At 55.1% G+C, this 25267-nt stretch carries 28 protein-coding genes and 4 tRNA genes; all 32 read left to right on the top strand.

The annotated features are described in order from the left end of the window. Positions 1-153: 153 nt before the first annotated feature. Positions 154-1113: a bifunctional biotin--[acetyl-CoA-carboxylase] ligase/biotin operon repressor BirA gene (gene birA / locus GE543_RS21310; RefSeq protein ID WP_046235100.1), complete on the top strand. Its 960-nt coding sequence runs from the start codon at positions 154-156 to the stop codon at positions 1111-1113. Next, positions 1103-1852 carry a pantothenate kinase gene (locus GE543_RS21305; RefSeq protein WP_003419632.1) on the top strand — a complete coding sequence of 250 codons (750 nt, stop codon included), beginning with the start codon at positions 1103-1105 and terminating at the stop codon, positions 1850-1852. Before birA ends, GE543_RS21305 begins: the two co-directional genes overlap by 11 nt. A gap of 7 nt (positions 1853-1859) precedes the next feature. Continuing rightward, complete coding sequence (locus GE543_RS21300) at positions 1860-2288, top strand: hypothetical protein (RefSeq protein WP_046235101.1); 429 nt, start codon at positions 1860-1862, stop codon at positions 2286-2288. Positions 2289-2430: 142 nt separating this feature from the next. Next, positions 2431-2515: transfer RNA gene (locus tag GE543_RS21295), tRNA-Tyr, on the top strand. 24 nt (positions 2516-2539) lie between these two features. Then, positions 2540-2613: transfer RNA gene (locus GE543_RS21290), tRNA-Gly, on the top strand. 26 nt (positions 2614-2639) lie between these two features. Continuing rightward, positions 2640-2715 (top strand) — tRNA-Thr (locus tag GE543_RS21285). A 165-nt stretch (positions 2716-2880) separates the two neighbouring features. Then, positions 2881-2956 (top strand) — tRNA-Trp (locus GE543_RS21280). A gap of 46 nt (positions 2957-3002) precedes the next feature. Then, the gene (gene secE, locus GE543_RS21275; RefSeq protein ID WP_002555502.1) at positions 3003-3371 is read left to right on the top strand and encodes a preprotein translocase subunit SecE; all 369 of its coding nucleotides are present in this window, start codon (positions 3003-3005) and stop codon (positions 3369-3371) included. Positions 3372-3380: 9 nt separating this feature from the next. After that, entirely contained in the window at positions 3381-3914 is a 534-nt protein-coding gene (nusG, locus tag GE543_RS21270) for a transcription termination/antitermination protein NusG (protein ID WP_003317113.1), read from the top strand. A 118-nt stretch (positions 3915-4032) separates the two neighbouring features. Further along, complete coding sequence (gene rplK / locus GE543_RS21265; protein WP_002555500.1) at positions 4033-4464, top strand: 50S ribosomal protein L11; 432 nt, start codon at positions 4033-4035, stop codon at positions 4462-4464. After that, a complete protein-coding gene (gene rplA / locus GE543_RS21260; RefSeq protein ID WP_003317112.1) occupies positions 4464-5159 on the top strand; it encodes a 50S ribosomal protein L1 in 696 nt (231 codons plus the stop codon). Before rplK ends, rplA begins: the two co-directional genes overlap by 1 nt. Before the next feature lie 202 nt (positions 5160-5361). Continuing rightward, complete coding sequence (gene rplJ / locus GE543_RS21255) at positions 5362-5862, top strand: 50S ribosomal protein L10 (RefSeq protein ID WP_002555498.1); 501 nt, start codon at positions 5362-5364, stop codon at positions 5860-5862. A gap of 79 nt (positions 5863-5941) precedes the next feature. Then, positions 5942-6307, top strand: coding sequence for a 50S ribosomal protein L7/L12 (gene rplL / locus GE543_RS21250; protein ID WP_003317111.1), 366 nt, complete (start codon positions 5942-5944; stop codon positions 6305-6307). A 221-nt stretch (positions 6308-6528) separates the two neighbouring features. Then, positions 6529-10602, top strand: a complete 4074-nt coding sequence (gene rpoB / locus GE543_RS21245; protein WP_003317110.1) for a DNA-directed RNA polymerase subunit beta — start codon at positions 6529-6531, stop codon at positions 10600-10602. A 64-nt stretch (positions 10603-10666) separates the two neighbouring features. Next, positions 10667-14866: a DNA-directed RNA polymerase subunit beta' gene (rpoC, locus tag GE543_RS21240; protein ID WP_003391781.1), complete on the top strand. Its 4200-nt coding sequence runs from the start codon at positions 10667-10669 to the stop codon at positions 14864-14866. A 199-nt stretch (positions 14867-15065) separates the two neighbouring features. Next, the gene (gene rpsL, locus GE543_RS21235; protein WP_002555494.1) at positions 15066-15437 is read left to right on the top strand and encodes a 30S ribosomal protein S12; all 372 of its coding nucleotides are present in this window, start codon (positions 15066-15068) and stop codon (positions 15435-15437) included. A 122-nt stretch (positions 15438-15559) separates the two neighbouring features. Next, positions 15560-16030, top strand: coding sequence for a 30S ribosomal protein S7 (gene rpsG, locus GE543_RS21230; protein ID WP_002555493.1), 471 nt, complete (start codon positions 15560-15562; stop codon positions 16028-16030). 30 nt (positions 16031-16060) lie between these two features. After that, positions 16061-18166, top strand: coding sequence for an elongation factor G (gene fusA / locus GE543_RS21225; protein ID WP_003317109.1), 2106 nt, complete (start codon positions 16061-16063; stop codon positions 18164-18166). A 31-nt stretch (positions 18167-18197) separates the two neighbouring features. After that, positions 18198-19391 carry an elongation factor Tu gene (gene tuf / locus GE543_RS21220; protein ID WP_003344210.1) on the top strand — a complete coding sequence of 398 codons (1194 nt, stop codon included), beginning with the start codon at positions 18198-18200 and terminating at the stop codon, positions 19389-19391. 141 nt (positions 19392-19532) lie between these two features. Continuing rightward, positions 19533-19844 (top strand): 30S ribosomal protein S10, encoded by a 312-nt coding sequence (gene rpsJ, locus GE543_RS21215; RefSeq protein WP_002555491.1) that lies wholly within the window; start codon positions 19533-19535, stop codon positions 19842-19844. Between the two features lie 81 nt (positions 19845-19925). Next, the gene (gene rplC, locus GE543_RS21210; RefSeq protein ID WP_002555490.1) at positions 19926-20561 is read left to right on the top strand and encodes a 50S ribosomal protein L3; all 636 of its coding nucleotides are present in this window, start codon (positions 19926-19928) and stop codon (positions 20559-20561) included. A 12-nt stretch (positions 20562-20573) separates the two neighbouring features. After that, positions 20574-21176 carry a 50S ribosomal protein L4 gene (rplD, locus tag GE543_RS21205; RefSeq protein WP_002555489.1) on the top strand — a complete coding sequence of 201 codons (603 nt, stop codon included), beginning with the start codon at positions 20574-20576 and terminating at the stop codon, positions 21174-21176. Beyond that, on the top strand, positions 21173-21472 hold the full coding sequence (gene rplW / locus GE543_RS21200; protein WP_002555488.1) for a 50S ribosomal protein L23: 300 nt from the start codon (positions 21173-21175) through the stop codon (positions 21470-21472). The genes rplD and rplW overlap by 4 nt, the downstream gene beginning before the upstream one ends. A 14-nt stretch (positions 21473-21486) precedes the next feature. Next, positions 21487-22311: a 50S ribosomal protein L2 gene (gene rplB, locus GE543_RS21195; RefSeq protein ID WP_003317104.1), complete on the top strand. Its 825-nt coding sequence runs from the start codon at positions 21487-21489 to the stop codon at positions 22309-22311. Positions 22312-22327: 16 nt separating this feature from the next. Continuing rightward, positions 22328-22603, top strand: a complete 276-nt coding sequence (gene rpsS, locus GE543_RS21190) for a 30S ribosomal protein S19 (RefSeq protein ID WP_002555486.1) — start codon at positions 22328-22330, stop codon at positions 22601-22603. Positions 22604-22616: 13 nt separating this feature from the next. Beyond that, complete coding sequence (gene rplV / locus GE543_RS21185; protein WP_002555485.1) at positions 22617-22949, top strand: 50S ribosomal protein L22; 333 nt, start codon at positions 22617-22619, stop codon at positions 22947-22949. A gap of 13 nt (positions 22950-22962) precedes the next feature. After that, entirely contained in the window at positions 22963-23649 is a 687-nt protein-coding gene (gene rpsC, locus GE543_RS21180) for a 30S ribosomal protein S3 (protein WP_003176422.1), read from the top strand. A gap of 12 nt (positions 23650-23661) precedes the next feature. Continuing rightward, positions 23662-24075, top strand: a complete 414-nt coding sequence (gene rplP / locus GE543_RS21175; RefSeq protein ID WP_002555482.1) for a 50S ribosomal protein L16 — start codon at positions 23662-23664, stop codon at positions 24073-24075. Then, a complete protein-coding gene (gene rpmC, locus GE543_RS21170; protein WP_002555481.1) occupies positions 24075-24266 on the top strand; it encodes a 50S ribosomal protein L29 in 192 nt (63 codons plus the stop codon). The genes rplP and rpmC overlap by 1 nt, the downstream gene beginning before the upstream one ends. A 2-nt stretch (positions 24267-24268) precedes the next feature. After that, positions 24269-24535 (top strand): 30S ribosomal protein S17, encoded by a 267-nt coding sequence (gene rpsQ / locus GE543_RS21165; RefSeq protein ID WP_002555480.1) that lies wholly within the window; start codon positions 24269-24271, stop codon positions 24533-24535. A 23-nt stretch (positions 24536-24558) separates the two neighbouring features. Further along, positions 24559-24927 (top strand): 50S ribosomal protein L14, encoded by a 369-nt coding sequence (gene rplN, locus GE543_RS21160; protein WP_002555479.1) that lies wholly within the window; start codon positions 24559-24561, stop codon positions 24925-24927. An 11-nt stretch (positions 24928-24938) separates the two neighbouring features. After that, the gene (gene rplX / locus GE543_RS21155; protein ID WP_003317102.1) at positions 24939-25253 is read left to right on the top strand and encodes a 50S ribosomal protein L24; all 315 of its coding nucleotides are present in this window, start codon (positions 24939-24941) and stop codon (positions 25251-25253) included. Positions 25254-25267: the final 14 nt, after the last annotated feature.

Below are 25267 nucleotides of genomic sequence, written 5' to 3'. Positions count from 1 at the left end.
GTCAAGATTGAATTCCAGAAACCCTCATCGCTTACGCGTTGAGGGTTTTTGTTTGTCTGGTGCCTGCAAAAACCAGCGGAAAACACGTTTTCGTTTCTATGCATCATGCTTCTGCGTGGCTATGATGCGTGCCTTATTGCCAGGCGATTCCAAATGCTGACCTTGTTAAAGCTTCTTGCCGATGGTGCGTTTCATTCTGGGCAGGTATTGGGCGATGCCCTCGGCATAAGTCGCAGTGCTGTCTGGAAGCAGCTTCAGCAGCTTGAGGCGGATCTGGGCATAGATGTCCACAAGGTGCGTGGCCGTGGTTATAGACTCGCAACGCCTATTTCTCTTCTAAGTCCTGCCGGTATCGAGCAGTCAGGCTTTCCTGCCAACTGGTCTGTACGCACTTACGATTCCATCGACTCGACCAACGCTGAGGCCGCACGTCTGATCACTCAAGGCGTTGCCATGCCTGTACTGGTGGTGGCCGAGCAGCAGACCTCCGGAAGGGGGCGGCGTGGTCGAAAGTGGGTCAGTCCATTTGCTGAAAACCTGTATTACAGCCTGGTCCTGCGTATCGATGGCGGGATGCGTCAGCTGGAAGGTCTCAGCTTGCTGGTGGGGCTCGGGGTAATGAATGTGCTGCGTGATATGGGCGTGCAGGGCGCAGGCCTTAAATGGCCAAACGACGTGCTCGTTGGCAGGCAGAAGATCGCGGGCATTTTGCTCGAACTGATTGGCGATCCGGCGGACGTGTGTCATGTGATCATCGGGATAGGGGTGAACGTAAACATGCGCTCCACCAGTGAGGTCGATCAGCTGTGGACGTCGGTCAGACTCGAAACAGGCGGCCTTGTTGATCGCAATCAGGTCGCTGCTCGTATAAGCAACCAGCTTGAGGCTCTCATGGCGGTCCATCGCAAGGAAGGCTTTGCCGCATTTCAGAAGGATTGGGAGCGCGGGCATTTGTGGCAGGGGGCTGCGGTCAAGTTGCTCTCGGGGGTAGAGGTCGTGGAGGGCGTAGTGTTGGGGGTCGACTCGCTTGGAGCGCTGCGTTTGGAAGTCAATGGTGTCGAAAAAAGCTTTAGTGGTGGTGAGCTGAGCCTGAGGTTGCGAGATGATTCTTGAGCTCGATTGTGGCAACAGCTTCATCAAGTGGCGCATTACCGCTAAAAGCGATGCAGCAGTGGTCAGCGTTGGTGTCGTTGACTCTGACGCAGCCTTGTTGGAGCACCTGCGTAATCTGCCGGATACAACGTTCAGCGACTGCCGTCTGGTAAGTGTCCGCAGTGCTGAAGAAACAGCGCGTCTGGTTTCCGTGCTGGCTGACGCGTTCTCCGTTGCCCCTGTCTGCGCAGTGCCTGCCCGTGAGCTGGGAGGCGTGATTAACGGCTATGACGATTTCGAGCGCCTCGGCCTGGATCGCTGGCTGGCTTTCGTGGGTGCTTACCACCTTGTCAAGCGTGCATGCCTGGTGATTGATCTGGGCACCGCAGTGACCTCTGATTTCGTCGACGCCGACGGCGCGCATCTTGGTGGTTTCATCTGTCCAGGGATGCCATTGATGCGCAATCAGCTGCGCACCCATACCCGTCGCATCAGATATGACGATACAGAGGCGGAAAGGGCTTTGGTTCGTCTTGTTCCTGGGCGCGCAACCGCAGAAGCGGTAGAGCGCGGCTGTTCGCTGATGCTTCGGGGGTTCGCAGTGACTCAGGTCGAGATAGCCCGAGGGTATTGGGGTGACGACTTTGCTATTTTTGTGACTGGCGGCGATGCTGCCCTGATTGCGGATGTGCTGCCAGGAGCCCGTATCGTTCCTGATCTGGTCTTCGTGGGGCTGGCTCTCGCCTGCCCTTTGCGTTGAGGTCTTTATGCGTTGGTTATTTCTTCTGCTGTTGATGCTTAATGCCTTTTATTACATCTGGCATCAGCAGGAGGCTCCGCTCAGGGCCAAAGAGGTGATGCCCTTGTCGTTGCACCGTGCCTCCCAGCAGGATATTCGTCTGCTCAGCGAGTCGGATGCCGGGCGGGTGTCTCACGATCCTGATACCAAATGTCTGTACGTCGGTGGCTTTGTCAGGCAAGAGGATGCGCGCCTGGTAGAGCAGCGATTGAACAGTCTGGATATCCAGTCTCAATTTCAGCCCTTGCAAACGAGCGGGGCGACCGCCTACTGGCTGAAAATTGCCCCGGAAAGTCGACGCCTTGTCGAAGCTGGCCTGATCAGTCAGCTGGGTCAGGATTTTCCGCAATTAAAAAATCAAATAATGTCGTGCGAGGGCATTGCAACTGCTGATTAGTTTACATAGAATGGCGCCCGCTTCGCAGTGAGGTGAAAGTCTCACGAACGGAGTGGTAGTAGTCAACGCATGTAACCTCAGGTTTTTACTGAGAAAAAGGTTGACAGAAGGGTAGCATGAGTTGAGAATGCTGCCTCGCTTAGGAGGGGTTCCCGAGCGGCCAAAGGGATCAGACTGTAAATCTGACGTCTACGACTTCGAAGGTTCGAATCCTTCCCCCTCCACCAGATTTAGCGCGAGCTGCAAGTTGTGCGGGTATAGTTTAGTGGTAGAACCTCAGCCTTCCAAGCTGATGATGCGGGTTCGATTCCCGCTACCCGCTCCAGGCTTGTGGTTCATGCACAGTGTTTTGCTCTTGTAGCTCAGTTGGTAGAGCACACCCTTGGTAAGGGTGAGGTCAGCGGTTCAAATCCGCTCAAGAGCTCCATTGATAAAGGCAGATATGAAAATATCTGCCTTTGTTTTAGGCGGTTCCGCGCTGCGTGCGCCGTCTAAATCTTGTTCGGGGCGTGCTGCCTGTTAAGTGCTCTTCGAATAAGGTGTTGAAAAACTCTCGTCAGGTCCGCATAATGGTCGGCCTGATTTTGCTTTTAGGTCAGTAGCTCAATTGGCAGAGCGACGGTCTCCAAAACCGTAGGTTGGGGGTTCGATTCCCTCCTGACCTGCCAGATTCCCTAGATGTAATCTGGCTTTCTTTTCACAGGATCTCCGTAGATGAATCCCAAGGCTGAAGCATCAGACTCTCGCTTTGATATGCTGAAGTGGCTCCTGGTAGTCGTTTTGGTTGTCGTGGGTGTTGTCGGCAATCAGTATTATTCTGCTGAGCCGATCCTGTATCGCGTTCTCGCTCTCCTTGTGATTGCCGCAGCTGCTGCATTTGTAGCGCTGCAGACAGGCAAAGGTAAGGCCTTCTTTGTTTTGGCAAAAGAAGCCCGTGCCGAGATCCGTAAAGTCGTATGGCCTACTCGCCAAGAAACCACTCAAACCACGTTGATCGTTGTGGCTGTTGTGCTGGTTATGGCGTTGCTGTTGTGGGGGCTTGATTCCCTGCTCGGCTGGCTTGTTTCCTTGATAGTTGGCTAAGGGTGTCCCGTGGCTAAGCGTTGGTACGTAGTGCATGCTTACTCGGGTTACGAGAAGCATGTCATGCGCTCGTTGGTCGAGCGTGTGAAGCTGGCAGGCATGGAAGATGGCTTCGGCGAAATTCTGGTTCCCACTGAAGAAGTGGTTGAAATGCGTAATGGCCAGAAGCGCAAGAGCGAGCGCAAGTTCTTCCCAGGTTATGTGCTTGTTCAGATGGACATGAATGAGGGTACTTGGCACTTGGTCAAGGACACCCCGCGTGTCATGGGCTTCATCGGCGGTACCGCTGACAAGCCTGCTCCCATCACTGATAAAGAGGCAGAAGCGATTCTGCGTCGTGTCGCTGACGGTAGCGACAAGCCGAAGCCGAAAACGCTGTTCGAACCAGGTGAGGTTGTTCGCGTCACCGACGGTCCGTTCGCCGATTTCAATGGCACGGTCGAAGAAGTTAACTACGAAAAGAGCCGGATTCAAGTGGCGGTGCTCATTTTCGGACGTTCTACTCCGGTAGAGCTAGAGTTCAGTCAGGTCGAAAAGGCATAACTGAGCTGGAATCCCATACCCCGCAGCCCAAGGCTGTGGGGTTTTTTCGTCACTGGGATATACGCGTAAGTAACCGGGGAGCCTGTATTGGCGCTTGAACCCGTAATTGGAGTGCCTCATGGCCAAGAAGATAACCGCATACATCAAGCTGCAAGTGAAAGCCGCTCAGGCTAACCCAAGCCCGCCAGTTGGTCCTGCTCTGGGTCAGCACGGTGTGAACATCATGGAATTCTGCAAAGCGTTCAACGCCCGTACTCAGGGTATTGAGCCAGGCTTGCCGACTCCAGTGATCATCACTGTATACAGCGACCGTAGCTTCACTTTCGAAACAAAAAGTACCCCTGCATCGGTTCTGCTGAAGAAAGCTGCAGGCTTGACCAGCGGCTCGGCTCGCCCGAACACCGTTAAAGTTGGCACCGTGACTCGTGCTCAGCTGGAAGATATCGCTAAAGCAAAAAATGCGGATCTGACTGCAGCTGACATGGAAGCGGCCGTGCGTACCATCGCCGGTTCCGCTCGTAGCATGGGCCTTAACGTGGAGGGTGTGTAATGGCTAAGCTGACCAAGCGTCAAAAGGCAATCGCCGAGAAAATCGAAGCTGGCAAGTCTTACAATTTTGTAGACGCCGCTGCGTTGCTCACCGAGCTATCGACTGTCAAGTTCAGCGAGTCGATCGACGTCGCTGTCAACCTGGGTGTTGATCCTCGTAAATCCGACCAGGTCGTACGTAGCGCTACTGTACTGCCGCACGGTACTGGCAAGACTGTACGCGTTGCAGTGTTCACCCAGGGTCCTGCTGCTGAGGCAGCTCTGGCTGCCGGTGCTGATCGCGTTGGTATGGACGATCTGGCCGCTGAAATGAAAGCTGGCGATCTGAACTACGACGTCGTTATCGCTTCCCCTGACGCAATGCGCGTTGTGGGTCAGCTGGGCCAGGTTCTCGGTCCTCGCGGTCTGATGCCTAACCCGAAAGTCGGCACCGTTACTCCTGACGTCGCTACCGCCGTCAAGAACGCCAAGGCTGGTCAGGTTCGTTATCGTACCGACAAAAACGGCATCATCCACACTTCCGTTGGCAAGGTCGGTTTCGACGCTGTCAAGCTGAAGGAAAACGTTGAAGCCCTGATCGCTGATCTGAAGCGTATCAAGCCTGCTTCTTCGAAAGGTATTTACGTCAAGCGCATCACCCTGAGCACCACTATGGGTCCAGGCCTGGTCATCGACCAGGGTTCGTTGGAAGCGTAAGACAAAATGGTACGGTGATCGATTGCCGTACCGTTTGAAAGATTGGGGTCCCTGCCTGGCGGGGGCTATCCAAGACCGTAGGCGACGCAAGTCTTAAACCTCAAGCCTACGCAGATGGTGCTCCCGGTTCCTTACCGAATCAGACACCAAAACGACATCTGGCTTCGGTCGGATGAAACGGTAACAAGCAGGAGTTAAACCCGTGGCAATTAAACTCGAAGACAAGAAGGCCATCGTCGCTGAAGTCAACGAGGCTGCCAAAGCTGGTCTGTCCGCTGTCGTGGCTGATGCCCGTGGCGTGACGGTTGGCGCAATGACCGGACTCCGTAAAGAGGCTCGTGAAGCTGGCGTTTACGTACGTGTTGTACGTAACACCCTGCTCAAGCGCGCTGTTGCTGACACTGAATTCAGTGTCCTCAACGACGTGTTCACTGGCCCGACCTTGATCGCGTTCTCCAACGAACATCCTGGCGCTGCTGCCCGTTTGTTCAAGGAATTCGCTAAAGGTCAGGACAAGTTCGAGATCAAGGCAGCTGCGTTCGAGGGCAAGTTCCTCGCAGCTAATCAGATCGATGTACTGGCAAGCCTGCCGACCCGTAACGAAGCAATTTCTCAGCTGATGAGCGTGATTCAAGGCGCTACCAGCAAGTTGGCTCGTACTCTGGCGGCTGTTCGCGACCAAAAAGAAGCAGCTGCAGCCTAAGGCTGAGTCAGATCTTTTCGCGTATTTTTGTTTATTTTGATGGTCGCGTAGGCCGTCCCCCAATTCAGGAAATTGAGTCATGTCCATCTCTCAAGACGATATCCTTAACGCCGTAGCTGAAATGTCCGTTCTGCAGGTTGTAGAGCTGATCAAGGCTTTCGAAGAGAAGTTCGGCGTTACTGCTGCTGCCGGCTCTGCTGGTCCAGCTGCTGCAGCTGCTGTTGTTGAAGAACAAACTGAATTCAACGTCATGCTGCTGGAAGCTGGCGAGAAGAAAGTAAACGTGATCAAGGCAGTTCGTGAACTGACCGGTCTGGGCCTGAAAGAAGCCAAGGCTGTAGTTGACGGCGCTCCTGCCCAGGTTCTGGAAGCAGTGTCGAAAGACGCAGCTGACAAAGCAAAAGCTACCCTGGAAGAAGCAGGCGCTAAAGTCGAGCTGAAATAAGCATCGATTTTGAGTGTCCAGCCCACGCGTTTAGCGAAAGGCTGATGGCTGGTGGCTTTTGCCACCGGCCTTTTTCCGTTATAGACGATTGGCGCTGTCAACGTCTGTAACGTGTGGCATCCACCGATGGCGGTGGCGCAAACCAAGGGGTTTGCAAGATTTTCTGGCTGCTTCCGTCGGGAGGGAGCCAAACAAGCAGGTGACCAAGCTGGGGAACGCTGATGGCTTACTCATATACTGAGAAAAAACGTATCCGCAAGGACTTTAGCAAGTTGCCGGACGTAATGGATGTGCCGTATCTCTTGGCCATCCAGCTGGATTCGTATCGCGAATTCCTGCAGGCGGGAGCGACCAAAGATCAGTTCCGCGACGTCGGTCTGCATGCAGCCTTCAAATCCGTTTTCCCGATCATCAGCTACTCCGGCAATGCTGCGCTGGAGTATGTAGGTTATCGCTTGGGCGAACCGGCATTTGATGTCAAGGAATGCGTGCTGCGCGGTGTGACTTACGCAGTACCTCTGCGAGTCAAGGTCCGTCTGATCATTTTCGACAAAGAATCGTCGAACAAAGCGATCAAGGACATCAAAGAGCAAGAAGTCTACATGGGTGAAATCCCCCTGATGACTGAGAACGGTACCTTTGTAATCAATGGCACCGAGCGCGTTATCGTGTCTCAGCTTCACCGTTCGCCTGGCGTATTCTTCGACCACGACCGTGGCAAGACGCACAGCTCCGGCAAGCTGCTGTACTCCGCTCGTATCATTCCTTACCGCGGTTCGTGGCTGGACTTCGAGTTCGATCCGAAAGACTGCGTATTCGTCCGTATCGACCGTCGTCGCAAGCTGCCTGCGTCCGTACTTCTGCGCGCTCTGGGTTACACCACCGAGCAAGTGCTTGATGCTTTCTACACCACCAACGTATTCCATGTGCGCGGTGAAAACCTGAGCCTGGAGCTGGTGCCTCAGCGCCTGCGTGGTGAAATTGCCGTTCTGGACATCCTGGACGACAAGGGCAAGGTCATTGTCGAGCAGGGTCGTCGTATCACTGCCCGTCACATCAACCAGCTGGAAAAGGCCGGGATCAAAGAGCTGGAAGTGCCTCTGGACTACGTCCTGGGTCGTACTACAGCCAAGGTCATCGTGCATCCGGCAACCGGTGAGATCATTGCCGAGTGCAACACCGAGCTGAACACCGAAATCCTGGCCAAGATCGCCAAGGCTCAGGTTGTTCGTATCGAAACGTTGTACACCAACGACATTGATTGCGGTCCGTTCGTCTCCGACACACTGAAGATCGACTCCACCAGCAACCAACTGGAAGCGCTGGTCGAGATCTATCGCATGATGCGTCCTGGCGAGCCGCCAACCAAGGATGCCGCTGAAACACTGTTCAACAACCTGTTCTTCAGCCCTGAGCGCTACGACCTGTCTGCTGTAGGCCGTATGAAGTTCAACCGTCGCATCGGTCGTACCGAAATCGAAGGCTCGGGCGTGCTGTGCAAGGAAGACATCGTAGCGGTCCTCAAGACCCTCGTTGATATCCGTAACGGCAAAGGCATCGTCGATGACATCGACCACCTCGGTAACCGTCGCGTTCGTTGCGTTGGCGAGATGGCCGAGAACCAGTTCCGTGTTGGTCTGGTCCGTGTCGAGCGCGCTGTTAAAGAACGTCTGTCGATGGCAGAAAGCGAAGGCCTGATGCCTCAGGACCTGATCAACGCCAAACCTGTTGCGGCGGCGGTCAAAGAGTTCTTCGGTTCCAGCCAGCTTTCCCAGTTCATGGACCAGAACAACCCGCTGTCCGAGATCACGCACAAGCGTCGTGTTTCCGCACTCGGCCCTGGCGGTCTGACGCGTGAGCGCGCTGGCTTTGAAGTTCGAGACGTTCACCCGACTCACTACGGCCGTGTGTGCCCGATCGAGACGCCTGAAGGTCCGAACATCGGTCTGATCAACTCCCTGGCGGCCTATGCCCGCACTAACCAGTACGGCTTCCTCGAGAGCCCGTACCGTGTGGTCAAGGAAGGTCTGGTCACCGAAGAGATCGTCTTCCTTTCGGCGATCGAAGAAGCGGACCACGTCATTGCCCAGGCTTCGGCCGCAATGAACGACAAGCAAGAGCTGATCGACGAGCTGGTTGCTGTGCGTCACTTGAACGAATTCACCGTCAAGGCGCCTGCCGATGTCACCCTGATGGACGTTTCGCCCAAGCAGGTTGTCTCGGTAGCTGCATCGCTGATTCCGTTCCTCGAGCACGATGACGCCAACCGTGCGTTGATGGGTTCGAACATGCAGCGTCAGGCTGTTCCTACTCTGCGTGCCGACAAGCCGCTGGTAGGTACTGGCATGGAGCGCAACGTTGCTCGCGACTCCGGCGTTTGCGTCGTGGCTCGTCGTGGTGGTGTGATCGACTCGGTTGACGCCAGCCGTATCGTTGTTCGCGTTGCCGATGATGAAGTTGAAACAGGTGAGGCGGGTGTAGACATCTACAACCTGACCAAATACACCCGTTCGAACCAGAACACCTGCATCAACCAGCGTCCGCTGGTCAGCAAGGGTGACCGTGTTCAGCGTAGCGACATCATGGCTGACGGCCCGTCCACCGACATGGGTGAACTGGCGCTGGGTCAGAACATGCGCATCGCGTTCATGGCCTGGAACGGTTTCAACTTCGAAGACTCCATCTGTCTTTCTGAGCGTGTCGTTCAGGAAGACCGCTTCACCACGATCCACATTCAGGAACTGACCTGTGTGGCGCGTGACACCAAGCTTGGGCCAGAGGAAATCACAGCGGACATCCCTAACGTGGGTGAAGCTGCTCTGAACAAGCTGGACGAAGCGGGTATCGTTTATGTAGGTGCCGAAGTCGGCGCCGGCGACATCCTGGTCGGTAAGGTCACTCCGAAAGGCGAGACCCAGCTGACTCCGGAAGAAAAACTGTTGCGCGCGATCTTCGGCGAAAAGGCCAGCGACGTTAAAGACACCTCCCTGCGTGTACCAACCGGTACCAAAGGTACTGTCATTGACGTTCAGGTCTTCACCCGTGATGGTGTCGAGCGTGATGCGCGTGCCCTGTCCATCGAGAAATCGCAACTCGACGAGATCCGCAAGGATCTGAACGAAGAGTTCCGTATTGTCGAAGGCGCTACTTTCGAACGTCTGCGCTCTGCGCTGGTGGGTCGTGTAGCTGAAGGCGGCGCTGGCCTCAAGAAGGGCCAGGAAATCACCAACGAAGTGCTCGATGGTCTTGAGCATGGTCAGTGGTTCAAGCTGCGCATGGCTGAAGATGCTCTCAACGAGCAGCTCGAAAAGGCTCAGGCCTACATCGTTGATCGTCGCCGTCTTCTGGATGACAAGTTCGAAGACAAGAAACGCAAACTGCAGCAGGGCGATGACCTTGCTCCAGGCGTTCTGAAAATCGTCAAGGTCTACCTGGCAATCCGTCGCCGCATCCAGCCGGGCGACAAGATGGCCGGTCGTCACGGTAACAAGGGTGTGGTCTCTGTGATCATGCCGGTTGAAGACATGCCGCACGATGCCAATGGCACGCCGGTCGATATCGTCCTCAACCCGCTGGGCGTACCTTCGCGTATGAACGTTGGTCAGATTCTCGAAACCCACCTGGGCCTCGCGGCCAAAGGTCTGGGCGAGAAGATCAACCGCATGCTCGAAGAGCAGCGTAAAGTTGCTGAGCTGCGCAAGTTCCTCAACGAGATCTATAACGAAATCGGCGGTCGTCAGGAGTCTCTGGAAGACCTCACCGACAACGAGATTCTGGACCTCGCGAAGAACCTGCGTAACGGCGTACCGATGGCTACCCCGGTTTTCGACGGTGCCAAGGAAAGCGAAATCAAGGCAATGCTCAAGCTGGCAGATATGCCGGAAAGCGGCCAGATGCAGCTGTTCGACGGTCGTACCGGCAACAAGTTTGAACGTGCTGTAACGGTTGGCTACATGTACATGCTGAAGCTGAACCACTTGGTGGACGACAAGATGCACGCGCGTTCCACTGGTTCGTACAGCCTGGTTACCCAGCAGCCGCTGGGTGGTAAGGCACAGTTCGGTGGTCAGCGTTTCGGGGAGATGGAAGTGTGGGCGCTGGAAGCATACGGCGCGGCGTACACTCTGCAGGAAATGCTCACAGTGAAGTCGGACGATGTGAACGGTCGTACCAAGATGTACAAAAACATCGTGGACGGCGATCACCGTATGGAGCCGGGCATGCCCGAGTCTTTCAACGTGTTGATCAAAGAAATCCGTTCGCTCGGTATCGATATCGATCTGGAAACCGAATAACACGTGACGCGAATCGGGGGCAGGGCGGTATTGCCTGCTCCCTGCTCCGCCAGGAGGAAAAGCCTTGAAAGACCTACTGAATTTGCTGAAAAACCAGGGTCAAGTCGAAGAGTTCGACGCAATCCGTATCGGACTTGCATCGCCTGAGATGATCCGCTCTTGGTCGTTCGGTGAAGTTAAAAAGCCGGAAACCATCAACTACCGTACGTTCAAGCCTGAACGTGACGGTCTGTTCTGCGCCAAGATCTTTGGCCCGGTAAAAGATTACGAGTGCCTGTGCGGTAAGTACAAGCGCCTGAAGCACCGTGGTGTCATCTGCGAAAAGTGCGGTGTTGAAGTAGCACTGGCCAAGGTTCGTCGCGAGCGCATGGCTCACATCGAGCTGGCTTCGCCGGTTGCCCACATCTGGTTCCTGAAATCGCTGCCGTCCCGTATCGGTTTGCTGATGGACATGACCCTGCGTGATATCGAACGTGTTCTCTACTTCGAGAGCTATGTCGTTATCGATCCAGGCATGACCACCCTTGAAAAAGGTCAGCTGCTGAACGACGAGCAGTACTTCGAAGCGCTCGAAGAGTTCGGTGACGACTTCGATGCCCGCATGGGTGCCGAGGCTGTCCGCGAGCTGCTGCACGCTATTGATCTGGAGCACGAAATTGGCCGTCTGCGCGAAGAAATTCCGCAAACCAATTCCGAGACCAAAATCAAGAAGCTGTCCAAGCGTCTGAAATTGATGGAAGCCTTCCAGGGTTCCGGCAACCTTCCTGAGTGGATGGTGCTGACCGTTCTGCCGGTTCTGCCGCCAGATCTGCGTCCTCTGGTTCCGCTTGACGGTGGCCGTTTCGCGACGTCCGATCTCAACGATCTGTATCGTCGAGTGATCAACCGTAACAACCGTCTGAAGCGCCTGCTGGATCTGTCCGCTCCCGATATCATCGTGCGTAACGAAAAGCGCATGCTGCAGGAAGCGGTCGATGCACTGCTCGACAACGGCCGTCGCGGTCGTGCGATCACTGGTTCGAACAAGCGTCCTCTGAAATCCCTGGCTGACATGATCAAGGGTAAGCAGGGTCGTTTCCGTCAGAACTTGCTCGGTAAGCGTGTTGACTACTCGGGTCGTTCGGTAATTACCGTAGGTCCGACCCTGCGTCTGCACCAGTGCGGTCTGCCGAAGAAGATGGCTCTCGAGCTGTTCAAGCCGTTCATTTTCGGCAAGCTGGAAATGCGTGGCCTGGCTACGACCATCAAGGCTGCCAAGAAGATGGTCGAGCGCGAGCTGCCAGAGGTCTGGGACGTTCTCGCTGAAGTGATTCGCGAACACCCGGTGCTTCTGAACCGTGCGCCGACGCTTCACCGTCTGGGCATCCAGGCGTTTGAGCCGGTACTGATCGAAGGTAAAGCTATTCAGCTGCACCCGCTGGTCTGTGCTGCGTACAACGCCGACTTCGACGGTGACCAGATGGCCGTTCACGTGCCTCTGACGCTGGAAGCTCAGCTCGAAGCGCGCGCGCTGATGATGTCGACCAACAACATTCTGTCGCCAGCCAACGGTGAGCCAATCATCGTTCCTTCGCAGGACGTTGTACTGGGTCTGTACTACATGACTCGTGAAGCGATCAACGCCAAGGGCGAAGGTCGTGTATTTGCGGACCTTCAGGAGGTCGACCGCGTATTCCGCGCCGGCGAAGCGGCTCTGCACGCCAAGGTCAAGGTTCGTATCCACGAAACGGTCAACGACCGTGATGGTGGCAGCGTCAAGAACACCCGTATCGTCGACACCACTGTCGGCCGTGCGCTGCTGTTCCAGGTGGTTCCGGCCGGCCTGTCATACGACGTCGTCAACCAGCCGATGAAGAAGAAGGCGATCTCCAAGCTGATCAACCAGTGCTATCGCGTGGTTGGCCTGAAAGAGACCGTTATCTTCGCTGACCAGTTGATGTACACCGGTTTTGCCTACTCGACCATTTCGGGTGTTTCCATCGGCGTTAACGACTTCGTTATCCCTGATGAAAAAGCTCGCATCATCGACGCGGCCACCGAAGAAGTTAAAGAGATCGAAAGTCAGTACGCCTCCGGCCTGGTAACCCAGGGCGAGAAGTACAACAAGGTAATCGACCTTTGGTCCAAGGCGAACGACGAAGTCTCGAAAGCGATGATGTCGAACCTTTCCAAAGAACGCGTTATCGACCGTCACGGCGTCGAAGTTGATCAGGAATCCTTCAACTCGATGTACATGATGGCTGACTCCGGGGCGCGTGGTTCTGCTGCCCAGATTCGTCAGCTGGCCGGTATGCGTGGTCTGATGGCCAAGCCTGACGGCTCCATCATCGAAACGCCGATCACTGCGAACTTCCGTGAAGGTTTGAGCGTACTTCAGTACTTCATCTCTACTCACGGTGCTCGTAAGGGTCTTGCGGATACCGCGTTGAAAACCGCTAACTCCGGTTATCTGACACGTCGTCTGGTAGACGTCGCGCAGGATCTGGTGGTTACCGAGGTTGATTGCGGTACCGAGCACGGTCTGCTGATGACTCCGCACATTGAAGGCGGTGACGTTGTAGAGCCGCTGGGTGAGCGCGTACTGGGTCGAGTCATTGCCCGTGACGTGTTCAAGCCGGGTACAGAAGAGGTCATCGTGCCTGCTGGCACGCTGGTAGACGAGAAGTGGGTCGAGTTCATCGAGCTGAACAGCATCGACGAAGTCATCGTTCGTTCGCCAATCAGCTGCGAAACCCGCTACGGCATCTGCGCCAAGTGCTACGGTCGCGACCTGGCACGCGGTCACCAGGTCAACATCGGTGAAGCTGTCGGCGTAATCGCTGCACAGTCGATCGGTGAGCCGGGTACCCAGCTGACAATGCGTACGTTCCACATCGGTGGTGCGGCAAGCCGGACCTCGGCAGCCGACAGTGTTCAGGTGAAGAATGGCGGTACTGTCCGTCTGCACAACCTGAAGCACGTCGAGCGTGTTGACGGTCACCTGGTTGCGGTATCCCGCTCCGGTGAGCTGGCAATCGCAGATGACTTCGGTCGCGAGCGTGAGCGTTACAAGCTGCCATACGGTGCAGTGATTTCGGTGAAGGAAGGCGACAAGGTCGACGCTGGCTCTATCGTGGCCAAGTGGGATCCGCACACTCACCCAATCGTCACCGAGATGAAAGGTACTGTTACCTACGTAGGCATGGAAGAAGGCATCACGATCAAGCGTCAGACAGACGAATTGACCGGTATGACCAACATTGAAGTGCTCGACGCCAAAGACCGCCCGGCTGCCGGCAAGGACATCCGTCCTGCTGTGAAGATGGTCGGTCTGGATGGCAAGGATCTGCTGCTGCCAGGTACTGACGTACCGGCCCAGTACTTCCTGCCGGCCAACGCCCTTGTTGGTGTTGCTGACGGTGCGCAGATCGCGATCGGTGATGTTATCGCTCGTATTCCGCAGGAAACTTCGAAGACTCGTGACATCACCGGTGGTCTGCCGCGTGTTGCCGACCTGTTCGAAGCGCGTCGTCCGAAAGAGGCGTCGATCCTTGCAGAAGTCAGCGGTACCATCGCATTCGGTAAAGAGACCAAAGGCAAGCGCCGTCTGGTCATTACCCCGAACGACGGTAGCGATCCGTACGAGGAGCTGATTCCGAAGTGGCGTCACCTGAACGTCTTCGAAGGCGAGCAAGTGAACCGCGGCGAAGTTATCTCCGACGGCCCGAGCGATCCACACGACATCCTGCGTCTGCTGGGTGTGAGTGCGCTGGCCAAGTACATCGTCAACGAGATTCAGGACGTATACCGTCTGCAGGGCGTGAAGATCAACGACAAGCACATCGAGACGATTCTGCGTCAGATGCTGCGTAAGGTTGAGATTGCCGAGTCTGGCGATTCCAGTTTCATCAAGGGCGACCAGATGGAATTGACTCACGTACTGGTAGAAAACGAGCGCTTGAGCACGGAAGACAAGTTTGTTTCCAAGTTCACTCGCGTGTTGCTGGGTATCACCAAGGCATCGCTGTCCACCGAGTCGTTCATCTCCGCGGCCTCCTTCCAGGAGACAACCCGCGTACTGACCGAAGCGGCTGTGACCGGCAAGCGCGATTACCTGCGCGGCCTGAAGGAAAACGTGGTCGTGGGTCGTCTGATCCCGGCCGGTACCGGTCTGGCTTATCACAGCGAGCGCAAGCGTCGTCGTGAAATGGACAAACCGACCCGTGTCAGCGCGAGCGAAGTAGAAGCAGCTCTGACGGAAGCGTTGAACTCCAGCGGTAATTGAGACCAGAGCCTCGGCATTTTTCATCTGGCAGGCAGCACGTTATCGTGTTGTTTGCCCGGTGAGGACGTCGGGGCTTTGTCTTGACTGGGGGCGGGATCCTCTTTAGACTCTTGTACCCCTAAATTTGGCGGGGCCTGTGCCCTGTCATTTGCTTTTCTTGTAAGACAATAGCGTCGCAAGACAACAGTGGAGCTAGTAGATGGCAACTATCAACCAGCTGGTACGTCAGCCGCGTAAGCGTATCGTCGAGAAATCCGACGTACCTGCGCTGCAGAACTGCCCGCAACGTCGCGGTGTGTGCACTCGTGTGTATACCACCACGCCGAAAAAACCTAACTCGGCATTGCGTAAAGTCTGCCGTGTGCGCCTGACCAACGGTTTCGAGGTTTCCTCGTACATCGGTGGTGAAGGTCACAACCTGCAAGAGCACAGCGTGGTACTGATCCGTGGCGGTCGTGTAAAAGACTTGCCAGGTGTTCGTTATCACACCGTTCGTGGTTCTTTGGATACTTCCGGCGTTAAAGGTCGTAACCAGGGTCGCTCGAAATACGGTACCAAGAAGCCTAAGTAGTTTTTGGCTTCTGTTTGAAATTGCAGATTTCTATTTTTCTGAGTCGATAAGAGTAAGGTCGGGCGCATCCCTTGCAGGATGGTGGTCCCGAGCTAACCTGAAGACCGTTTGAGGGCTTATCCATGCCAAGAAGACGCGTAGCAGCCAAGCGCGAAGTGCTTGACGATCCAAAATACGGCAGCCAGATTCTGGCCAAGTTCATGAACCACGTAATGGAAAGCGGCAAGAAGGCCGTTGCCGAGCGTATCGTTTATGGCGCGCTGGAAAAGGTTAAAGAACGTAAGAACAGCGACCCCCTGGAAATCTTCGAGAAAGCTCTCGACGCCATCGCTCCGCTGGTCGAAGTAAAGTCGCGCCGTGTAGGCGGTGCTACTTACCAGGTTCCTGTCGAAGTTCGTCCGTCCCGTCGTAATGCTCTGGCAATGCGTTGGCTGGTAGACTTCGCGCGCAAGCGCGGTGAGAAGTCAATGGCACTGCGTTTGGCTGGCGAACTGCTGGACGCCGCCGAAGGTAAAGGTGCTGCGGTCAAGAAGCGTGAAGACGTGCACCGTATGGCTGAGGCCAACAAGGCTTTCTCGCACTACCGCTTCTAATTTCAGCGTCACTAATTTTGCGAGGGCTTTATGGCTCGTACTACTCCGATTGGCCGCTACCGTAACATTGGTATCGTCGCTCACGTGGATGCTGGTAAAACCACCACCACCGAGCGCGTCCTTTTTTACACCGGCAAAAGCCACAAAATGGGCGAGGTGCATGACGGCGCCGCGACCACGGACTGGATGGTTCAGGAGCAGGAGCGTGGTATTACCATTACTTCTGCTGCTATTACTGCCTTCTGGCAGGGTTCCGAGAAGCAACACAAAGACCAATACCGTTTCAACGTTATTGACACCCCGGGCCACGTTGACTTCACCATTGAAGTTGAGCGCTCCCTGCGTGTACTCGACGGCGCGGTCGTTGTGTTCTGTGGTACTTCTGGCGTAGAGCCGCAGTCCGAAACCGTATGGCGTCAAGCCAACAAGTACGGTGTTCCGCGTATCGTTTACGTGAACAAGATGGACCGTGCTGGTGCGAACTTTCTGCGCGTAATCGCTCAGATCAAGCAGCGCTTGGGCCACACCCCGGTGCCGATCCAGCTGGCCATTGGTGCCGAAGACAACTTCCAGGGTCAGATCGATCTGATGTCCATGGAAGCTGTTTACTGGAACGATGCCGACAAGGGTATGGTTCCACGTCGTGAGCCTATCCCTGCTGAACTGCAGGAACTGGCTGACGAGTGGCGCAGCAACATGGTCGAGGCTGCGGCCGAAGCCAGCGAAGAGCTGATGAACAAGTACCTCGAGGGTGAAGAACTCACCAACGAGGAAATCAAGGCCGCTCTGCGTCAGCGTACTATCGCTGGTGAGATCGTTCTTGCTGTTTGCGGTTCTTCCTTCAAGAACAAGGGTGTTCCCCTGGTTCTCGACGCCGTGATCGACTACCTGCCGGCTCCAATCGATATTCCAGCTATCAAGGGTTCCGATCCTGATAACGAAGAAATCCTGATGGAGCGTCATGCAGACGACAACGAGCCGTTCTCGGCTCTGGCGTTCAAGATCGCTACTGACCCATTCGTGGGTACCTTGACTTTCGTCCGCGTTTACTCGGGCGTGTTGGCATCCGGCGACGGCGTGATCAACTCGGTCAAGGGCAAGAAAGAGCGTGTGGGTCGTATGGTGCAGATGCACGCAAACGCCCGCGAAGAGATCAAGGAAGTGCGCGCTGGTGACATCGCGGCCTTGATCGGCATGAAGGACGTCACCACTGGTGAGACCTTGTGCAACGCTGACAAGCCAATCATCCTGGTTCGTATGGACTTCCCGGAGCCGGTTATTTCGGTTGCCGTTGAGCCTAAAACCAAGGATGACCAGGAAAAAATGGGTATCGCACTGGGCAAACTTGCTCAGGAAGACCCGTCTTTCCGCGTCAAGACTGATGAAGAGACTGGTCAAACGATCATCTCTGGCATGGGCGAGCTGCACCTGGACATCCTGGTTGACCGGATGCGCCGTGAGTTCAACGTCGAAGCCAACATCGGCAAGCCTCAGGTTTCCTATCGTGAGCGCATCACGAAGAACTGTGAAATCGAAGGCAAGTTCGTTCGTCAATCCGGCGGTCGTGGCCAGTTCGGTCACTGCTGGATCCGTTTTGCACCTGCTGACGAAGGTCAGGAAGGTCTGCAATTCGTAAACGAAGTGGTAGGTGGTGTTGTTCCCAAGGAATACATCCCGGCTATCCAGAAGGGTATCGAAGAGCAGATGAAGAACGGCGTTGTTGCCGGTTATCCGCTGATCGGCCTGAAGGCTACCGTGTTTGATGGTTCCTACCATGACGTCGACTCGAACGAGATGGCGTTTAAGGTGGCTGCTTCCATGGCGACCAAGCAACTGGCCCAGAAGGGCGGTGGTGAGCTGCTTGAGCCGATCATGGCGGTAGAGGTTGTTACGCCTGAAGACTATATGGGTGACGTGATGGGCGACCTTAACCGCCGTCGCGGCATGATTCTGGGTATGGAAGATACGGTTTCCGGCAAAGTAATTCGTGCCGAGGTTCCGTTGGGTGAGATGTTCGGTTATGCGACCGACGTTCGCTCCATGTCTCAGGGTCGCGCAAGCTACTCTATGGAATTCAAAAAATACAATACAGCTCCGTCGCACATCGTCGAAACTGTAACCAAAAAACAAGGCTGATTCAGCGCCTTTAGGCTAGGAGTTATTTGTCGTGGCTAAAGAAAAATTTGATCGTTCCCTCCCGCACGTCAACGTTGGCACCATTGGTCACGTTGACCACGGTAAAACCACGCTGACCGCTGCTCTGACTCGCGTCTGCTCCGAAGTTTTCGGTTCGGCTGCTGTTGAATTCGACAAGATCGACAGCGCACCGGAAGAAAAAGCTCGTGGTATTACCATCAATACCGCGCACGTCGAATACAAATCGTTGATCCGTCACTACGCTCACGTTGACTGCCCAGGTCACGCTGACTACGTGAAGAACATGATCACTGGTGCTGCCCAGATGGACGGCGCGATTCTGGTTTGTTCGGCCGCTGATGGTCCGATGCCACAAACCCGTGAGCACATCCTGCTGTCCCGTCAGGTTGGCGTTCCGTACATCGTGGTCTTCCTGAACAAGGCTGACCTGGTAGACGACGCTGAGCTGCTGGAACTGGTTGAGATGGAAGTGCGCGATCTGCTGAGCACTTACGACTTCCCAGGCGACGACACTCCGATCATCATCGGTTCTGCTCGTATGGCTCTGGAAGGTAAAGACGACAACGAAATGGGCACCACTGCCGTTCGTAAACTGGTTGAAACACTGGACTCGTACATTCCAGAACCAGTTCGTGTTACCGACAAGCCGTTCCTGATGCCAATCGAAGACGTGTTCTCGATCTCCGGTCGCGGTACTGTTGTGACTGGTCGTATTGAGCGCGGTATCGTCAAGGTTCAGGATCCACTGGAAATCGTTGGTCTGCGTGACACTACCGTCACCACCTGCACCGGTGTTGAAATGTTCCGCAAGCTGCTCGACGAAGGTCGTGCTGGCGAGAACTGCGGCGTGCTGCTGCGCGGCACCAAGCGTGACGACGTTGAGCGTGGCCAGGTTCTGGTCAAGCCAGGCAGCGTTAAGCCGCACACTCAGTTCGAAGCTGAAATCTACGTTCTGAGCAAGGAAGAAGGCGGTCGTCACACTCCGTTCTTCAAGGGCTACCGTCCACAGTTCTACTTCCGTACTACCGACGTAACTGGTAGCTGCGAACTGCCGGAAGGCGTAGAAATGGTTATGCCAGGTGATAACGTTAAAGTTTCCGTTACCCTGATCAAGCCAATCGCAATGGAAGATGGTCTGCGTTTCGCAATCCGTGAAGGCGGTCGTACCGTCGGCGCTGGCGTCGTAGCCAAAATCATCGCTTAAGCGTTGAGTCCCAAAAAGAGCCCCCGCACTGCGGGGGCTTTTTTATTGGGTTGACACCTTGTTAGGTCGTCTATAGAATTGCGCCTCCTTTTAACGGGCGTATTGCGCTCGGTGGGAACAGCAATCTGGAGTCTGAATCCAATGCAAAACCAGCAAATCCGTATCAGGTTGAAGGCTTTTGACCATCGCCTGATCGACCAATCAACCCAGGAAATCGTGGAAACCGCGAAACGTACTGGTGCACAGGTGCGTGGTCCGATTCCACTGCCGACTCGTAAAGAGCGGTTCACCGTTCTGGTTTCTCCGCACGTCAACAAAGACGCGCGCGACCAGTATGAGATCCGTACTCACAAGCGTGTTCTGGACATTGTCCAGCCAACGGAAAAAACCGTTGATGCGCTTATGAAGCTTGATCTTGCGGCCGGTGTGGAAGTTCAGATCAGCCTCGGCTAAGACTTGGGTCTTAGTCGTGTAACGCTCTGAAATGGGCGGCCATAGCGGGTGAAAGCCCCGTACACTCATGAGGTTTACAACATGACTATTGGTGTAGTCGGTCGTAAATGCGGTATGACCCGTATTTTCACCGAAGAAGGTGTCTCCATTCCGGTCACGGTCATTGAGATCGAGCCGAATCGCGTCACTCAGTTCAAAACCGAAGAAACCGATGGCTATCGTGCAGTGCAAGTCACTGTCGGCGAGCGTCGCGCTTCGCGTGTCACAGCCGCTCAGGCTGGCCACTTCGCTAAGGCGAACGTTGCCGCCGGTCGTACCGTCATGGAATTCCGTCTTGAAGAAGGCGACTACCAGGCTGGCGATCAGATCAACGCTGAAATCTTCGCCGCTGGTCAACTGGTTGATGTAACCGGTCAGTCCAAGGGTAAAGGCTTCCAGGGTACGATCAAGCGTTGGAATTTCCGTGGTCAAGACAATACCCACGGTAACTCCGTCTCCCACCGCGTCCCAGGCTCTATCGGCCAGTGCCAGACTCCTGGTCGTGTATTCAAGGGCAAAAAAATGTCCGGTCATATGGGCGCTGAGCGCGTGACCGTGCAGTCCCTGGAAGTAGTGCGCGTGGACGCTGAACGCAATCTGTTGTTGGTCAAGGGTGCTGTTCCTGGCGCTACTGGCGGCAACCTGGTTGTACGTCCGGCAGCCAAGGCTCGCGGTTAAGGGGAAGCTGACATGCAATTAAATGTAAATGACGCTCAGGCAATCGAAGTTTCCGAACTGACATTTGGCGGCGAATTCAACGAGACGCTGGTTCACCAGGCAGTCGTGGCCTACATGGCTGGCGGTCGTCAGGGTAGCAAGCAGCAAAAGACCCGTTCCGACGTTCGTGGTGGCGGTAAGCGCCCTTGGCGTCAGAAAGGTACTGGCCGTGCTCGTGCCGGTACTATCCGTAGCCCAATCTGGCGTGGCGGCGGTACCACTTTCGCAGCTCGTCCTCAGGATCACACTCAGAAGCTCAACAAGAAGATGTATCGCGCTGCTCTGCGCTCCATCCTTGCTGAACTGGTTCGTACTGATCGTTTGGTCGTGGTTCAGGACTTCGCTGTTGAAGCACCGAAAACCAAAGATTTGCTGAACAAGCTGACTGGCATGGGCCTGACTGACGTCCTGATCGTGTCTGACGCTGTTGACCAGAATCTGTACCTGGCTGCTCGTAACCTGCCGCACGTTGATGTACGTGACGTTCAAGGTTCCGATCCAGTTAGTCTGATCGCATACGACAAAGTGTTGATCACTGTGTCGGCCGTGAAGAAATTCGAGGAGCTGCTGGGATGAACCAGGAACGCGTATTTAAAGTTCTGCTTGGCCCGCACGTTTCCGAGAAGGCTACGGTTCTTGCAGACAAAAAAGGTCAGTTCGTTTTCAAGGTTGCTACTGACGCAACCAAGCTGGAAATCAAGAAGGCCGTCGAAAGCCTGTTCAGCGTGAAAGTAGAGCGTGTTACTACCCTGAATGTTCTGGGTAAGAGCAAGCGCACTGCTCGCGGTCTGGGCAAGCGTAATGACTGGAAGAAGGCAGTTATCTCCCTTCAGCCAGGCCAAGATCTCGATTTCAGCAGCAGTGCTGAGTAAGGAAGGGGTGCATCATGGCAATCGTTAAATGCAAACCGACTTCCCCTGGCCGCCGTTTTGTGGTCAAGGTGGTCAACCAGGAGCTGCATAAAGGCGCTCCTCACGCACCGCTGCTCGAGAAAAAATCGAAGTCTGGTGGTCGTAACAACAATGGTCGTATTACTACCCGTCATATCGGTGGTGGCCATAAACAGCATTATCGTCTGGTCGACTTCCGTCGCAACGACAAGGATGGCATCGCTGCCACCGTCGAGCGTATCGAATACGATCCAAACCGTACTGCTCACATTGCTCTGCTGCTTTACGCAGACGGCGAGCGCCGCTACATCATCGCCCCTAAAGGCGTGAGTGCTGGCGACCAGCTGATTGCAGGTGCTCTGGCACCAATCAAGCCGGGCAACGCTCTTCAACTGCGCAACATTCCAGTTGGTAGCACCGTACACGGCATCGAACTGAAGCCAGGTAAAGGCGCACAGATCGCTCGTTCCGCTGGTGCCTCGGCACAGCTGATCGCTCGTGAAGGTGTGTACGTAACCCTGCGTCTTCGCTCCGGTGAAATGCGTAAAGTACTGTCTGAGTGCCGTGCAACGCTGGGTGAAGTCTCGAACTCCGAGCACAGCCTTCGTTCGCTGGGTAAAGCGGGTGCCAAACGCTGGCGTGGCGTTCGCCCAACCGTTCGTGGTGTTGCCATGAACCCGGTTGACCACCCACATGGTGGTGGTGAAGGTCGTACCTCTGGTGGTCGTCATCCGGTATCGCCGTGGGGCTTCCCGACTAAGGGCGCGAAGACTCGTGGTAATAAGCGTACCGACAAAATGATCGTCCGTCGTCGCAAGTAAATAGAGGGATACGACAGTGCCACGTTCTCTGAAAAAAGGTCCTTTTATTGATCTTCACCTACTGAAGAAGATCGAAGTGGCGGCGGAAAAGAACGATCGCAAACCAGTTAAGACCTGGTCGCGTCGTTCGATGATCCTGCCACAAATGGTCGGTTTGACCATTGCAGTGCATAACGGTCGCCAGCATGTTCCAGTTCTCGTGAACGAAGACATGGTCGGCCATAAACTAGGCGAGTTTGCCGGTACCCGCACATATCGTGGGCACGTGGCAGACAAGAAAGCCAAGCGTTAAGGGGTAAGGAACGATGGAAGTAGCCGCTAAGTTGTCGGGCGCTCGAATCTCCGCCCAGAAAGCCCGCTTGGTCGCCGACCAGATCCGCGGGAAGAAGGTGGGCGAAGCGCTCAACCTGTTGGCTTTCAGCAGTAAGAAAGCCGCCGAGATCCTGAAGAAAGTGCTGGAGTCGGCTGTAGCCAACGCCGAGCATAACGAAGGCGCAGACGTTGATGACCTCAAGGTCTCCACCGTTTTCGTCAACGAAGGGCGTTCGCTGAAGCGCATCATGCCACGTGCTAAAGGCCGTGCTGATCGCATCGTCAAGCGGTCTTGCCATATCACTGTCAAGGTTGCTGACAAGTAACGGAGTCGAAGAGATGGGTCAGAAAGTACATCCCATTGGCATTCGCCTGGGAATCGTCAAGGAGCACACCTCCGTCTGGTACGCAGACGGTCGGACTTATGCGGACTATTTGTTCGCTGATCTGAAAGTGCGTGAGTACCTCCAAGACAAATTAAAAAGCGCGTCCGTCAGCCGTATCGATATCCATCGTCCGGCTCAGACAGCACGTATCACCATCCACACCGCTCGTCCAGGTATCGTTATCGGGAAGAAAGGTGAAGATGTTGAGAAACTGCGTCAGGACCTGACCAAGCAAATGGGTGTGCCTGTGCACATCAATATCGAAGAGATCCGTAAGCCGGAGCTCGACGGTATGCTGGTTGCGCAGAGCGTAGCTCAGCAGCTGGAGCGTCGCGTAATGTTCCGTCGCGCTATGAAGCGCGCTGTTCAGAACGCCATGCGCATTGGTGCCAAAGGCATCAAAATCCAAGTGAGCGGTCGTCTCGGCGGTGCTGAAATCGCACGTACTGAATGGTATCGCGAAGGTCGTGTGCCATTGCACACCCTGCGTGCCGACATCGACTATGCCAACTACGAAGCTCACACCACTTACGGTGTGATCGGTGTAAAGGTTTGGATCTTCAAAGGCGAAGTAATTGGTGGTCGCCAAGAAGAACTGAAACCACAAGCACCAGCGCCTCGTAAAAAAGCTGCTAAGTAAGGGGTACGCCAAATGTTGCAACCAAAGCGTACGAAGTTCCGCAAGCAGATGACCGGCCACAACCGTGGTCTGGCACTGCGCGGTAGCAAAGTCAGCTTCGGCGAGTTCGCGCTGAAGTCTGTTGCTCGTGGTCGTCTCACCGCTCGTCAGATCGAGTCAGCGCGTCGTGCTCTGACCCGTCACGTTAAACGTGGCGGCAAGATCTGGATCCGTGTGTTCCCGGACAAGCCTGTAACCAAAAAGCCACTCGAAGTTCGGATGGGTAAAGGTAAGGGTAACGTGGAGTACTGGGTTGCCCAGATTCAGCCAGGCAAAGTCCTGTATGAAATCGAGGGTGTTACTGAAGAGCTGGCGCGTGAGGCTTTCGCCCTGGCTGCTGCAAAGCTGCCGCTCGCCACCTCCTTTGTTAAGCGGACGGTGATGTGATGAAAGCGAATGAACTTCGTGAAAAATCAGCACAGCAGCTGAACGAGCAACTGCTCGGCCTGCTGCGCGACCAGTTCAATCTGCGTATGCAGAAAGCAACTGGCCAGTTGGGGCAGTCTCATCTGCTCTCGCAAGTTAAGCGTGACATCGCTCGCGTGAAAACTGTGCTCAACCAGCAGGCAGGTAAGTAATCATGGCTGAAGCCGAAAAAACTGTCCGTACGCTGACTGGCCGTGTTGTCAGCGACAAGATGGACAAGACCATCACCGTTCTGATCGAGCGTCGCGTAAAGCACCCGATCTACGGTAAATACGTTAAGCGTTCGACTAAGCTGCACGCACACGACGAAACCAATCAATGCCATATCGGCGACAAGGTCACTATTCGTGAAACTCGTCCGGTAGCCAAGACCAAGTCTTGGGCGTTGGTTGATATCCTCGAACGCGCTGTGGAAGTCTAAGGGCTAGGGGTCGGAGAAATTATATGATTCAGACTCAATCCATGCTCGATGTGGCCGATAACAGCGGCGCACGCCGCGTTATGTGCATCAAGGTGCTGGGTGGCTCCCATCGTCGTTACGCTGGTATCGGTGACATCATCAAAGTAACCGTCAAGGAAGCAATTCCTCGCGGCAAGGTGAAGAAAGGCCAGGTGATGACTGCAGTTGTAGTCCGCACTCGCCACGGTGTTCGTCGTGCAGACGGCTCCATCATCCGCTTCGATGGCAACGCTGCTGTTCTGTTGAACAACAAGCAAGAGCCGATCGGTACCCGTATCTTTGGGCCAGTGACCCGTGAACTTCGTACTGAGAAGTTCATGAAGATCGTCTCGCTCGCCCCAGAAGTGCTCTAAGGAGATCCGACATGCAAAAGATTCGTCGTGACGACGAGATCATCGTGATCGCCGGCAAAGACAAAGGTAAGCGCGGTAAGGTGCTCAAGGTTCTCGCTGACGACCGTTTGGTCGTTGGTGGGATCAACCTGGTGAAGCGTCATACCAAGCCAAACCCGATGTCGGGCGTACAGGGCGGTATCGTCGAGAAAGAAGCGCCAATGCACGCTTCTAACGTCGCCATTTTCAACGGCGCAACCAACAAGGCTGACCGCGTTGGTTTCAAAGTTGAAGACGGCAAGAAAATTCGTGTCTTCAAGTCGACCCAAAAAGCGGTTGATGCTTGAACACTGCTAGGTAG

Origin of the sequence: Pseudomonas sp. SZ57 (genome assembly GCF_009495975.1) — a bacterium.
Classification (GTDB): domain Bacteria; phylum Pseudomonadota; class Gammaproteobacteria; order Pseudomonadales; family Pseudomonadaceae; genus Aquipseudomonas; species Aquipseudomonas syringae.
This window is presented reverse-complemented; position numbering and strand designations above follow the sequence as displayed.